Origin of the sequence: Paenibacillus sp. SZ31 (genome assembly GCF_012912005.1) — a bacterium.
Classification (GTDB): domain Bacteria; phylum Bacillota; class Bacilli; order Paenibacillales; family Paenibacillaceae; genus Paenibacillus.
The window spans coordinates 111,146-124,116 of sequence record NZ_JABBEA010000009.1 but is presented as its reverse complement, the minus strand read 5'-3'; the positions used below and the strand labels follow the sequence as shown (position 1 = coordinate 124,116).

At 46.2% G+C, this 12,971-nt stretch carries 15 protein-coding genes; 2 read left to right on the top strand and 13 right to left on the bottom strand.

What is annotated here, in order from left to right:
• Positions 1-73: 73 nt before the first annotated feature.
• The gene (bacA, locus tag HF638_RS17995; protein ID WP_169481443.1) at positions 74-883 is read left to right on the top strand and encodes an undecaprenyl-diphosphate phosphatase; all 810 of its coding nucleotides are present in this window, start codon (positions 74-76) and stop codon (positions 881-883) included.
• A 269-nt stretch (positions 884-1,152) separates the two neighbouring features.
• Here the strand turns inward: bacA and HF638_RS17990 are convergent, their stop codons facing one another.
• The 6 genes from HF638_RS17990 to HF638_RS17965 form a co-directional block, all read right to left on the bottom strand.
• Positions 1,153-1,335, bottom strand: a complete 183-nt coding sequence (locus HF638_RS17990) for a hypothetical protein (protein ID WP_169481442.1) — start codon at positions 1,333-1,335, stop codon at positions 1,153-1,155.
• Positions 1,336-1,511: 176 nt separating this feature from the next.
• The gene (locus HF638_RS17985) at positions 1,512-1,838 is read right to left on the bottom strand and encodes a thioredoxin family protein (protein ID WP_017692202.1); all 327 of its coding nucleotides are present in this window, start codon (positions 1,836-1,838) and stop codon (positions 1,512-1,514) included.
• 85 nt (positions 1,839-1,923) lie between these two features.
• Positions 1,924-2,832, bottom strand: a complete 909-nt coding sequence (locus HF638_RS17980) for an aldo/keto reductase (RefSeq protein WP_169481441.1) — start codon at positions 2,830-2,832, stop codon at positions 1,924-1,926.
• Between the two features lie 181 nt (positions 2,833-3,013).
• Positions 3,014-3,184 carry a hypothetical protein gene (locus tag HF638_RS17975; RefSeq protein WP_169481440.1) on the bottom strand — a complete coding sequence of 57 codons (171 nt, stop codon included), beginning with the start codon at positions 3,182-3,184 and terminating at the stop codon, positions 3,014-3,016.
• Between the two features lie 218 nt (positions 3,185-3,402).
• On the bottom strand, positions 3,403-4,146 hold the full coding sequence (gene gpmA / locus HF638_RS17970) for a 2,3-diphosphoglycerate-dependent phosphoglycerate mutase (protein ID WP_169481439.1): 744 nt from the start codon (positions 4,144-4,146) through the stop codon (positions 3,403-3,405).
• Between the two features lie 62 nt (positions 4,147-4,208).
• Positions 4,209-4,781 (bottom strand): DUF420 domain-containing protein, encoded by a 573-nt coding sequence (locus tag HF638_RS17965; protein WP_169481438.1) that lies wholly within the window; start codon positions 4,779-4,781, stop codon positions 4,209-4,211.
• Between the two features lie 377 nt (positions 4,782-5,158).
• Between HF638_RS17965 and HF638_RS17960 the strand changes: the two genes are divergently transcribed.
• A complete protein-coding gene (locus HF638_RS17960; protein ID WP_169481437.1) occupies positions 5,159-6,349 on the top strand; it encodes a cation:proton antiporter in 1,191 nt (396 codons plus the stop codon).
• Between the two features lie 280 nt (positions 6,350-6,629).
• Here the strand turns inward: HF638_RS17960 and HF638_RS17955 are convergent, their stop codons facing one another.
• From HF638_RS17955 to HF638_RS17925, 7 genes are all read right to left on the bottom strand, one after another.
• Positions 6,630-7,115: a DedA family protein gene (locus HF638_RS17955; RefSeq protein ID WP_062836407.1), complete on the bottom strand. Its 486-nt coding sequence runs from the start codon at positions 7,113-7,115 to the stop codon at positions 6,630-6,632.
• Positions 7,116-7,128: 13 nt separating this feature from the next.
• Positions 7,129-7,674 carry a CDP-diacylglycerol--serine O-phosphatidyltransferase gene (gene pssA / locus HF638_RS17950; RefSeq protein WP_076333600.1) on the bottom strand — a complete coding sequence of 182 codons (546 nt, stop codon included), beginning with the start codon at positions 7,672-7,674 and terminating at the stop codon, positions 7,129-7,131.
• Between the two features lie 21 nt (positions 7,675-7,695).
• Entirely contained in the window at positions 7,696-9,444 is a 1,749-nt protein-coding gene (locus tag HF638_RS17945; RefSeq protein WP_169481436.1) for a sensor histidine kinase, read from the bottom strand.
• Positions 9,441-10,121, bottom strand: a complete 681-nt coding sequence (locus HF638_RS17940) for a response regulator transcription factor (RefSeq protein ID WP_169481435.1) — start codon at positions 10,119-10,121, stop codon at positions 9,441-9,443. Before HF638_RS17940 ends, HF638_RS17945 begins: the two co-directional genes overlap by 4 nt.
• 250 nt (positions 10,122-10,371) lie before the next feature.
• Entirely contained in the window at positions 10,372-11,184 is an 813-nt protein-coding gene (thiD, locus tag HF638_RS17935) for a bifunctional hydroxymethylpyrimidine kinase/phosphomethylpyrimidine kinase (RefSeq protein ID WP_169481434.1), read from the bottom strand.
• A gap of 105 nt (positions 11,185-11,289) precedes the next feature.
• Positions 11,290-11,988 (bottom strand): ABC transporter permease, encoded by a 699-nt coding sequence (locus HF638_RS17930; RefSeq protein WP_169481433.1) that lies wholly within the window; start codon positions 11,986-11,988, stop codon positions 11,290-11,292.
• On the bottom strand, positions 11,981-12,904 hold the full coding sequence (locus HF638_RS17925; protein WP_169481432.1) for an ABC transporter ATP-binding protein: 924 nt from the start codon (positions 12,902-12,904) through the stop codon (positions 11,981-11,983). The genes HF638_RS17930 and HF638_RS17925 overlap by 8 nt, the downstream gene beginning before the upstream one ends.
• Positions 12,905-12,971 lie beyond the last annotated feature (67 nt).

The following is a 12,971-nucleotide window of genomic DNA, read 5'->3' as shown; positions in this document are numbered from 1 at the left end:
TCTTGTTCAGATGAACAGGCATGGTCAAGCAGGACAGCCTGTGCTGTCACCTGCATTTCAAGGAGGAAGAGAATTGGACATTATATCATCCATTATTATGGGCATCATCGAAGGTTTGACTGAGTTTTTGCCCGTGTCCTCTACTGGACACATGATTCTGACTGCCCACTTGCTGGGTTTATCGGAGGACAACGAGTCAGTCAAAACGTTTGAGGTGGTTGTTCAACTCGGAGCTGTACTTGCTGTTGTAGTACTGTACTGGAACAAATTCATTGATATGTTCCGCTTCACCGGTGGGACAAGGTCGTATTCCCGCCGCCTCAATCTGGGACATATCTTCCTGGCGATGGTTCCTGCCGTAGTCATCGGACTTGTATTCCGCGACTGGATCAAAGCACATTTATTTGGTCCGGAGACAGTGCTGTACAGCCTCGTAATTGGTGGTATATTGATGATTGTAGCCGAACGCTGGAGTCGCAAGAGTGCACGGATTACTACCCATGATGTCGATGATATTTCCTACAAACAGGCATTCGTGGTAGGACTATTTCAGATCTTGGCGTTGTGGCCAGGCTTCTCCCGTTCCGGGTCAACGATCTCAGGTGGTCTCTTTGCAGGGGTAAGCCGTGTAGCCGCCGCCGAGTTCACATTCCTCGTGTCTGTGCCGATTATGATTGGTGCTACTGGATATGACCTGTACAAGAGTATCGATCACCTGAACGGCAGTGATTTCCCGATCTTCGCGATTGGATTCATCGCTGCGTTCATCGTCGCCATGCTGGCGATCAAGACGTTCTTGTCCATTTTGAAAAAATTGAGCCTGACCGTCTTCGCTGTATATCGCTTCGTCTTGGCAGCTGTCTTCTTTATTATTTTGATGTAATCACTACAAATCAAATTATTAGACAGGTAAAACCAATGGCGGCCTCACGTTCCCTTCGGAACGCGGCCGCCATATTTTATATCCTGAGCTATGCTTCTGTTGCTTCATGATTCTGTTACTGCTTCAGAGACAGGAATATCTGTAATTAGAAGAAGTCTTATTCTTCATTACTTCCTTCTTTGCTCGGGTGGGTCATTGATGATACCTACGAGGTATACTATGTATCATGGACAACCAGATTCATATTCACTTCTAAAAAGCAGTCTGGCTTAGTACCACTCTTTCACTTGAATGTTCCGGTGTTTCTTCCGATACTTTAATCTCTCAAGCAGTTTATATCTATTCTCCTTTTGTTCCTGCAGCAACTGCTTCACTCCGATCATCAATAATCGGTATCTTCGGTCATCATTGTGACTTAATTGGTGCATTTCTTCAAAAATTTCATTCTTCATACGAATCTTGTTCACTCCAAATATTCAGTTTGTTCTACCAGTATACATGGGTGAACTGAACAAATTCTAAACAAACGCTGTTCCTCAGTTTCACTTATTCGTATGCACATCATCCGGGCTGGATTGAAACAGAAAAACCCCTTCTTGTCGCGGGACAAGAAGGGGTCTTCGTATGCTTAAACTTTGGATTCAAGCGTCTCCAGGTACTCGGAGATTTGAGCAGGTGTTTTCGCCCATTTGCTGTGCAGATGTGCGATTTTCTTGCCGTTCTGGAAAACGAGCAGGCTTGGAATGCCGCGTACGCCATTCTCTTCGGCAAACGGCTGGAACTTTTCTGCATCCAGGGCATAGAAGGTTTTATCCGTATGCTGGTCGATAACATCCCCGATAAAACGATCCAGGTTTTTGCAATCCGGACACCAGGTTGTATCAAATTTAATGACGGTAAAACCATCAGAGTTAATTGTATCAAGATATTGTTGTTCACTTTGAATTCTTTCCATATGTCTTCTCTCCTTTGGTTGTTCTTTTTTGGACTGATCTTCATTGTACCTCGTATAGTTACAATTGAAAATAGGCTTATTGGCGTTATCGATGCTGCTTGTACAGATTAGCGGGACTTAGCTCCCGTATTTCCTGAATTTCCGCAGCTGTGAGCGCGGGTGAATTCGAAGCGGCGATATTGTGCAGCAACTGGTCTCTTGAACTGGCACCAGGGACAACTGCTGCTACGGCAGGATGGGATAACGCGTAGCGAATAGCTGTCTGAGCCATGCTGCGTTGATCCGTGACCAGACGACTTAGCCCTTGCCGAATGGTGTATAGTTGCTCTGCCGTATAGTCCAGATAACCTTTATCTGCCTTGGCAGATCCGGAATCGGCGAGCACACCGCTAGCCACAGGTCCACGGGCAATTACGCTGATCCCCTTTTGTTCCAATAAAGGTAGCACCTCTTCTTCCGCTCTGCGGTCAGCAACACTGTGCTGGTTCATCACACTGACGATGGAAGCCCTCTCCACATATTCCCGAATTACATTGGGACGAATGGAAGAGATACCGTAATACCGGATGAGTCCTTCTTTCTTCAACTCCTCAAACGCTTCGATCGTCTCTTCGATGGGGTCGTCCAAGGTTCCGCCATGCAGCTGATACAGGTCGATATAATCGGTCTGCAGCCGATTCAGACTTTCATGTACAGCCTGCTTGATATAGGCTTTGGACGGGTCCCACGACCAGCCCTCTTTGCCGGGAATACGACGATTACCTACTTTGGTCGCCACAATGACTTGGTCCCGACGTCCCTTAATAGCTTGTCCTACAATTTCTTCATTACGCCCTTCGTCATACAGATCGGCTGTATCCAGCAGATTAACCCCGTGATCCAGAGCCTCATGAATCAGACCTAGAGCGGGCTCCATATTGGTTCCGAGCGACATACAGCCCAGCCCAATCTCAGACACCATCAGTTCGGATGTGCCCAGACGATTTTTTTTCATATGTGCATCTCCTTCCATACGTTCTGCAAGTATCCATTGTATCATTCTTATTGGTAAAAATCGCATGCCTCACCAAAAGCAAAAGGTAGCTTTCGATTGCACAAAAAAAACCTGGAACGACTTCATCTCCAGGTCTCTCATGATCATTTTTAAATTCAATCGATAGGCGAACTATCGAAATCTATTTCACTTCCACGCGTGGTCTGGTTTTACTTCTTCCATTCGACGAATTGGAGCTTTTCATCATACCCGAGACGGTGCTAAACAGCTTATCTCTTGCTTGTTTGTTCCTCATCAGATAAGTCACGCCTGCCCCAAGGGCCGTCATAATTATTCCTCTTCTTTTAGACATGTGCTTCTCCTCCTTCAGGATAAATGTACATCGTGTCTTGTTTGACCATTACCCTGTGGGAGCAAAACGAAACGAAGTACAAGCTTGATCGCAGAAAAAAAAGATGACCTCCGAATTAAAATTCAGCGGTCATCTTCCAATCGTCCTGTTGAAACATCAACCGAACGAGATAAATAATTATGTTTTTTTCGTACAATCAAGACATACGTCCATTTCCATTAATCGGATGGCGTTGCGACATGAGTCATTTCTTCATGTTTGTAGGTCGAACCATCCGCTGTCAGATAGAAGTGGCCGATCGGATGCAGATCTTCATCCAACTCATAGACAAGCGGAATGCCTGTCGGGATGTTGAGCGCCATCACGTCTGCTTCGGACAATTGGTCCAGATGCATGACGAGTGAACGGAGCGTATTACCATGCGCAGAGATCAGCACTCTTTTGCCAGCTGACACCATCGGTTTAATCTCCGCATTCCAGTAATCCAATACACGCTTCGATGTATCCATCAGATTCTCCGTAAACGGGATCGTGCAATCGAGCCGCTTGTACTTGTCCAGATCCTGCACATATCGATCATCGGTTTCGTCCAAAGCGGGAGGAGATACGCTAACGGAGCGTCTCCATTCCTTCACTTGGTCTTCGCCATACTTCAAGGCAGTCTGCTGTTTGTTCAGTCCTTGCAGTGCACCATAATGGCGTTCATTCAGCTTCCAGGTCTTCGTAATGGGAATCCACATGAGGTCCATCTCATCCAGCGCAATATCGAGTGTTCGAATAGAACGTTTCAGCACAGATGCATAGGCGTAATCAAAATCAAACCCCTGTTCCTTCATGATCTTCCCTGCTTTACGAGCTTCTGCGTAACCATCCGTCGTCAGATCCACATCTGTCCAACCGGTAAATCGATTCTCCACATTCCACATGCTCTGTCCATGGCGAATCAAAACAACTCTGTACATAAACGTGAACCTCCTTCCATGGAAACATTACCCGTAAATCCAACTAGATATGCTTCATCACATTAATAATAGGGTGCCATCATCAGGTATACTACGACACCTGTAGAGCTGACATACAGCCAGATTGGCATAGTCCAACGTGCAATTTTGCGGTGTTTCTTCAATTGATTCGTCCAACCCCACACGAGTGTGAACAACGCCAATGGAACAATGAGGGCTGCCAGTAGACTATGGGTGATCAGAATGAAGAAATAGATGGACCGAATGATGCCCTCGCCGCCGTATTTGGACGTCTCTGGTGAAAGATAATGAAACGTCAGATATGTCACGAGGAATAAAAGTGTCGTTGAGAATGCAGCAAGAATAAATCGTTTGTGCAGCTTCACATTCCGCTTGATAATAGCAATAAGCGCTGCGAGCAGGAAGATGAAGGTAAAGCTGTTAAACACGGCATTAAACCGTGGCAACACCGTAATATCAAAGGTTACATCACCTTTGTAGCCAATCGATGGTGCGAAGAACAACAATAAAATAATGACATTAGCAAGAATGGAAATCGTGATAATGATGCCTGCGAAATTTTTATTGCTCGTCGGGGATGGAATGTTCGGCTCCCCTTTGTTATTTTTGCCCAATGCAAAATCCTCCTCATATCCTACTTCTATGTTCTATATCATTATATCTCGGCAATTCCGGGCTGTTAAGTGACAACACTCTGAACAAAAACCGCTGCACTCCCCTATAAAATGCCCCTTTGCGGCCATTTTCAATCAAATCCGATCCGGCTCCCATTTACCGAATCCTTCATTTGTGGTATAATTAACGCAATTAATCACATACGCGTTCAAAACGGAGGAGCCTGTCACCAAGGGCCCCTCTTTGTTTTTTATGGCATGGAAAGGCACTTCTAGAAGTGGTTCCATGCCTTTTTATTGGTTTAAAGCTTGGTTGGGCATGCTTCACCCTTGGACAGGTTAACCTATTGACGCTACTGCCGGAGAGGAGTTCAGCTATGGAATTTATATTGGTTCTTGCACTTATTTTGATCTTTACCAAACTTGCCGGAGATCTGTCCGTGAGACTGGGTCAACCTTCGGTATTGGGGAAACTGATTGTCGGTGTCATCCTCGGACCTGCGCTGCTCGGTTGGGTTCAACAAAGTGATTTCGTGCATTATATGGCCGAGATCGGGGTACTGTTGTTGATGTTCATCGCCGGACTGGAAACCGATCTGGAGCAATTGAAAAAAAACTGGAAGGCTGCCTTTGCTGTGGCCGTCGGTGGTGTTATTTTACCTTTTGTCGGGGGATACGGTTCAGCCTTGGCTTTCGGCATGTCGCAGACACACGCGCTTTTCTTCGGACTTTTATTCTGTGCCACATCCGTCAGTATATCGGTTCAGACACTGAAAGACATGGATCAACTCAGCTCTCGTGAGGGTACAACAATCCTTGGTGCAGCTGTCGTCGATGATGTCCTGGTCGTCGTTATTCTCGCCGTTATGATGAGCTTGTTAGGTACAGGTGGAGGAGACACTTCAATCACTCTGCTCATTGGTAAAAAGCTGTTATTCTTTGTGATCATCATCGCTGCCAGCTGGTTCCTTGTTCCACGCATCATGAAGTGGATGGCACCACTGAAGGTAACCGAAACCGTCATTACTGCGGGACTAATCATTTGTTTCGGATTCTCCTACTTTGCAGAGTGGATGGGTGTTGCTGGAATCATTGGTGCATTTGCCGCTGGTATCGCCATCTCTCAAACTAACTTCAAACATGAAGTCGAAACAAAACTGGAACCGATTGCCTACGGAATTTTTGTTCCGGTGTTTTTTGTCAGTATCGGCTTAAATGTCACCTTTGATGGTGTAGGTTCACAGATTTGGTTTATTATCGTTATAAGCCTCATCGCCATTGTAACCAAACTTATCGGTGGAGGAGCCGGTGCACGACTGACCGGATTTAATATGGCATCTTCATTAGCCATTGGCTCAGGAATGATTTCAAGAGGTGAGGTTGCGCTCATTATCGCTTCAACCGGACTTGCTTCCGGATTACTTGATCCGGAATACTTCACGAGCGTCGTGATCATGGTCATTGTAACTACACTGGTCACTCCACCACTCCTCAAAATCACCTTTGCTCGCCAAAAAGGGGAAAAGCGAGTTGAACGAGGAATTGAAGAATCTCATTTAAGTGGGTAACTGTAGTTAATTGAAAGGTATTGAAATCATTCTGCTTTTAAAGCTATACTTGATTTAGATATGCAATATGTTGGTCGTGAAGCACACGCCGCTTTGATCCATTCTTTCCTTCAACGCGAAGGTTGGAAATGGTCAGAGCGGCTTTTTGTATTTTCACAAAATTAGCCGTCCGTACCCGTTACTCACTCAAGTTCGCTAAACTCGTAAAAAACAAAAAAAGACCACCTTACACTCAAGAGGTCTTCGATCTTTGCCCGTTGTTGCAACAGGCTGTCCCATTTTAAGTTAACACACCGACATAAAAACCAATCGAGATAAAGACAACACACCATACAAATGCACCAATGCCCGATACGAGAACGTACCTGCCCATTGCCATCTTGCTAATCCCGGAGAAACAGCACATTAGATGACGAATGCCTGGAATGAAGTAACCCAGGATGATGGACCAATATCCATATTTGAGGAACCACGACTCCACCCTGCTGAATCGTTTGGCGTTGACGCCGACCCACTTGCCGTATTTTTCAACCAGCGGCCTGCCCGCCTTCTTGCCGATCATATAGCTGAGCAGTCCCCCGGTAAATGCGCCACCGAAACTGACGGCGATGGATACGGAATAGTTCAATACCGAGATAGAGGCGAGATATCCGACAAACGTCATCATCACCTCATCCGGAATCGGCATGCCAATGACACCAAGAGCCAGTAGTCCGTATATTGCGAAATATCCATATTGACCAATAAATTCTTTAGCAAATTCCATACTGACTCGCTCCTTATTTCGGTTCCACAATATCCTTCTCATGAGAGGCTAGCACTTGTTTTAGTGATGGGAATCGGATTTGGCTCACCATGAGACCAGATAGTACAATAATGACAAGATAAGCTACACCATGCGTGAAATAAGGACTCCAAAGTGCGAAAAAGGACATCAGCCCCCCTGCAAATGTAATCGGCATCCCGACAAAACCACTGCTTGCTGTCTTCTGACAATTATAACGAGCGAGTCGTAATGCACCGCATACCGGAAACAATGCAGTCAGTGCCATTCCCAGCACGCTCACTTCATTCATGGAATTTAGGTACAGAATCAGCACAGGAGCTGTTCCGAACGAAACTACATCTGCAAGCGAATCTAGGGCTTTGCCGAACTCACCCTCACAATGCAATTTGCGGGCCGCAAACCCATCAAACAGATCAAAGAACATCGCTACCCATATCATCATCACAGCCAGGGCGAATTCACCATGAATAGCCATAATGACTGCCAGCATGCCTGAACTCAGATTCCCCAAGGTTAAAATCGATGGTAAAGACTTCATAAGATTTGACTCCCTTTCGTACTAGGCTTTAGGAAAAATAATATAAAAACGGACTCCATCCGGTGTATTCTCCACTCCATAATTGCATCCATGCAGATCAAGTATCTGCTTCGCAATGGCCAAGCCGAGCCCGGTTCCCCCCATTTTGCGATTACGTGAACGCTCGACCCGATAGAACCTCTCCCATATAAACTGCCGCTCAGCTTCAGCAATCTGCTCGCCCTTGTTCTCAATGGAAATGTGAACCAAACCGTCGCGTCTACTGATCTCAATAGTTATATCGGTATGTGGTATCGCATGACGTATAGCATTCATCATGATATTGAAAATAACTTGCTCCAGCTTGCTCCGGTCACCCTCCACCGTCTGCTCTGTTGTGGATACAAGCACCACATCCAATCCTTTGTCCTTCAGCTGCGGACCCAGACGGCCAGCGATATCTTCAATCATGTCAGCCAGTGCAACAGCATCCGTATTCAACTGAACCGCAGAAGATTCCAGTCGCACCAGATCCAACATCTCTTCAACCATCGTTTCCATTTTGATCGTCTCATCGGCGATGATCTCAATGTAACGCTCCCGCTTGCTCTCACTCACGCCATCCTTCAGCCCTTCGGAATAACCCTTAATAATGCTGATTGGTGTCTTGAGTTCATGTGATGCATCGGCAAAAAACTTGCGTTGACGCTGTTCAATCTGCTGCTTCATTTCCATATCCGTACGCATCTGCGTGTTGGCCTGCCTCAGCTCTTCCAATGTCTGACCCAAGGTCCCTGATAATGCATTCAGACTATTGGACAGACTACCGATTTCGTCATTACGCCGGATGGGTGATTTCACCGTGAAATCCAGCGTAGACATTTTCTTGGCGACATGGTTCAGAGCCAGCAGCGGCTTTGTTACGATTCGAGACAGAAGCAATGCCAGTAACAGAATCAATATAAATGCGCCAATACCAAAATACCCATAGAACAAACGTGTTGCCTCGTTCGCTTCCCTCATCTCCTGTAGAGAGGTAAGCGAGAAGATCAGTTGTTGCTCGGGCCCGGAACGATGCACTGGAGCAATGGTGATGACGTTCCGAACACCGCTCCAACTATCCGTCCATTCTTCATTGAGCATTTTGCCATTCGCCAAAGCAAGTTGGTCTTCCGTGGACAAAGGGAACCGGCTATCCAGTGCCTGCACCAGCAGTCCCTGTCTCTGACTCCACGTTGCCAGATTAGGAAGAACTACCTCGGTCAATACGCCTGACCATTCCTTTACCGGTTCAATTGATTCCTGAAAGCTTTCTGTTCCCCATGCGGCAGAATTGGCATCCTGGATTTTGAATGGGTAGACCATGGATTCGCTTGCCGGGCCTCTCACCGTCAACTCCTGCCCATATTTCAAATGGGATGTAATCCAGCCTGCATTCTCACTATTGATAAACAAGGACAAGGACACCTTCACGTGACTCCCGTCCTCCTGAAGCAGCGTAATGTGGAACGGGTCATTAACCAGTCTTCCGGTATTCGTCAGAATGACCAGATGGGACTGATTCTGACGCATAAATTTCCCGGTTTCCTTAGCAAGCTGCAAATCATTCCAATGTCCATTGGAATATTGCTGTTCGAACTTGGACAGCTTTTTCTTCATACTGCTAACCTTCTGATGCTGATAGAAGTCGGGAAACCAGACCAACTGGGCTAATACCGTCGTTCCGTATAGGAGAACCAGACATCCTGCCATGACCAAGAAAAGCTTCATCGTTACGCCATTTCTTCTCATGCTTCTGCCTCGAAACGATATCCTGTGCCAATCACAGTCCGAATGCACTTGGCTTCATCACCCAATTTGCTGCGCAGCTTCTTAATGTGAGTATCCACAACACGTGAATCCCCTTCAAAATCAAATCCCCATATCCGATTCAGGATGGCATCCCGGGACAATACAATACCTGCATTTCGTACCAAATAGAGCAACAGATCATACTCTTTCGGCGCAAGCTCCACTTCAATGCCGTCCTTCTCCAGTCGCCGAGCCCATGGATCAAGGGTTACCTGTCCGAAGCGAATCACACCCTGCTCTCGTCCAAATGACCCTTCAACCCGCTTCATTAATGTCTCCGCACGTGCAACCAGCACACGTGGACTGAATGGCTTCGTGACATAATCATCTACTCCGAGCTGGAATCCATGAATTTTATCGTCATCCTCGGACCTTGCAGTCAGCATGATAATAGGTACGGTGGATTGGGAGCGAATATGCCCGCATAATGTCCATCCATCCATTTCAGGCATCAAAACATCCAGAATAACCAGATCCACCTCATGCAGAGCCAATAGTTCCAATGCCTGTACTCCATGTTCTGCTTCTATGACGTTCCATTGTTCTTTTATGAAATAATCGGCCACAATCTCACGAATGCGGCTTTCATCTTCCACCAGAAGCACTGTTCTGATCATGGCCGAATCTCCTTTTCGATTTCTGATGATAACATACCTATTCCATGTGTCGTTCATGTGTCCAGACATGTTTTGGAATGAACCCCATGATATATACGATTAATATAAGCCAAAAGTTACTAATTTTTATCAAAATTCGCACAAAAAAGAAGCCATCAACGAGCAATCTCCTGCTCATTGACAGCTACTTGAATGAAATCGAAGTGTGTTATCCAGAAATGATACGCTATTGCGCGCTCACTGGTAACACTTAGCGTTGGTGCTCCAGACGGTGTGCCACATGCAGTGTCGGGCCAACAAAACGGTTCAGCGGGAATCCGCCAGCAATCGCTTTGGTCACGAATGCTTTACCTTCACGAACAGCCTCTTTCACTGAAAGACCACGAGCCAGTCCTGCGGTAATCGCCGCAGATGTCGTGCAGCCCGCACCATGCGTATATCCGGAGCCGACAACATCGGCTTCAAACCATTCGTAGTTGGTTCCATCATAGAGTAGATCCATTGCTTTACCCGGGTTAATCACACCTCGGTCTTTGATCAGGACATGCTTTGAGCCATGAGCATGAATTGCTGCTGCCGCTGCTTCCATCTGTTCTTTAGAGCGAATCGGTCCACTCTTCGCCAGTTGGGATGCTTCGAACAGATTAGGTGTAACCAGATCGGCACCTGGCAACAGGAATTCGATCATCGCTTCCGTATTTTCCGGTTGCAGTACTTCGTCCGTACCTTTGCAGACCATTACCGGATCGATCACGATCTGTGGCAGACCACTGCGGCGAATATGCTTCGCTACCAGTTCAATAATATCTACAGAACCGAGCATACCTGTCTTCATTGCATCAAAACCGATGCCATCAAGAACAGTGCGAAGCTGAGCTTCTACTACATTTAATTCCACAGGAAAGACCTGGTGATCCCATGTATCGGGCTCCATTGCCACAACCGTAGTCAGTACGGTCATGCCATACACACCCAGCTCCTGAAAAGTTTTCAAATCCGCTTGAATCCCTGCACCGCCGCTCGTATCCGAACCAGCTATTGTTAATGTCTTTGGAATCGTCATGGTAGTTGCATTCTCCTTTGTGTCTCAGTTGACATTATCCTATCCCTTGTACGAGCGGATGTCAATGGCATCTGAAGCCACACAGAGCATGGTTTTCCGAATGAATCAATTCACATCTTTGGTCTCCAAACGAACCATGGACATCGAAGCAATCCATATACCTACAGCTCCAAGGGTCAGCGGGATAACAATAAGCGAATGAATGGAAACTTCCGACCCGTTGAATCCGGAGCAGACAATCGAAACTAGCAAAATGGACGAGACCATTGTCGCTGTAACAGAATGCTTACGCATACCGAAGAATAGGGGAATGAGTGCCATACACGCAGCCGATAAAGAACTGATACTGTACTTCACCAGAAGTCCCAACATATCCCGATTGCTCAGTGATTCAGGAATGAAGGAGTAGAATTGATTAACAATCAACAGCAGTGAACCCATCAACAAATCGGTAACCATAATCATCACAAATGTAAAACCAAACACAATAACCAATTTGGCCGCGATGATTTTATGACGCTGGATGGGATAGGTGAACATGACGTTCATGGTTTTATTTCGATACTCACTGATCACCAGCTTGGATAATAAAGCTCCTGCAAATATGATGAAGGTCGCTCTCACAAATGTATCGATAATTATAAAGGCGGTCTGGTAATCGGCATAGGCATAATCTTCTGCTCCCACATCCATGAATCCAATCATAATCAGGAAAAGAAGAATGGCTATGTTGGCAATACCTGCACCTGCAAAATTACGTGCAAAGCGGTGCTTCCGCATCTCAAGTCTGATTAGTTTAAGCAACGTCTTCATCCCCTTTTACCAACTTCATGAAGTGTTCTTCCAGGGAATGAGCCCGTTTGGATATCGATTCGATCTCAATGCCGTGTTGAATCAGCTTGGTGTTCAGTTCCGATGGAATGATTCCCGGATCATAGATTCGTAACGTTTGGTCATCGACCAGTTTATAATTACTCAAACCAAGCTGGTGTTCAATGACATAAGTCGCTTTGCGGATATCTACCGCCTGTAACTCGATGTACTCATTTTGACTTCCACGAATGCTCTCCATCGATACTTCCTCCACCAAGCGACCGCCGCGAATGACACCAACCGTGTCAGCAATCTGTTCTATCTCGCCAAGAATGTGACTAGAGACCAACAGGGTAATGCGATACTCATTGCTAAGGCGCTTGAACAAATCTCGCATCTCCCGGATCCCTACAGGGTCCAATCCGTTGATCGGTTCATCCAAAATGAGCAGTTCTGGTGTGGTTATGAGTGCACGAGCCAATCCCAGCCTCTGTTTCATACCCAGGGAGAAGTCCTTGACCGGTTTCTTGCCCGTATCCTTCAGCCCTACCGTTTCCATCGTGTTGTCGATGATCTTTTTGTTGTGAAATCCCATGTATTCACAATGAAGCTCCAGATTCTCGCGAGCAGACAGCCTATCATAGAAAAAAGGATATTCAATAATGCTGCCCATTCGTTTCAACACTTCATAGGACGTAGGTGTAAGCTTCTCCCCAAACAGTTCAATCTCTCCTGTTGTTGGTTTAATCAGATTGGTCAGCATCTTCATGATGGTTGTTTTGCCTGCACCATTCGGACCGAGAAACCCATAGATCTCACCTTGCTTAATACTCATATTGACGTTGGATACAACCTCGACCCCTTCATATACTTTGGTCACATCTATCGTTCGTGCGATATAAGTCATCGTCTTGTTCTCCTTTACGTCCCCTGTCCGGGTTCCTATATCTGTATTGTAAAGAGAAAAGTCTGCT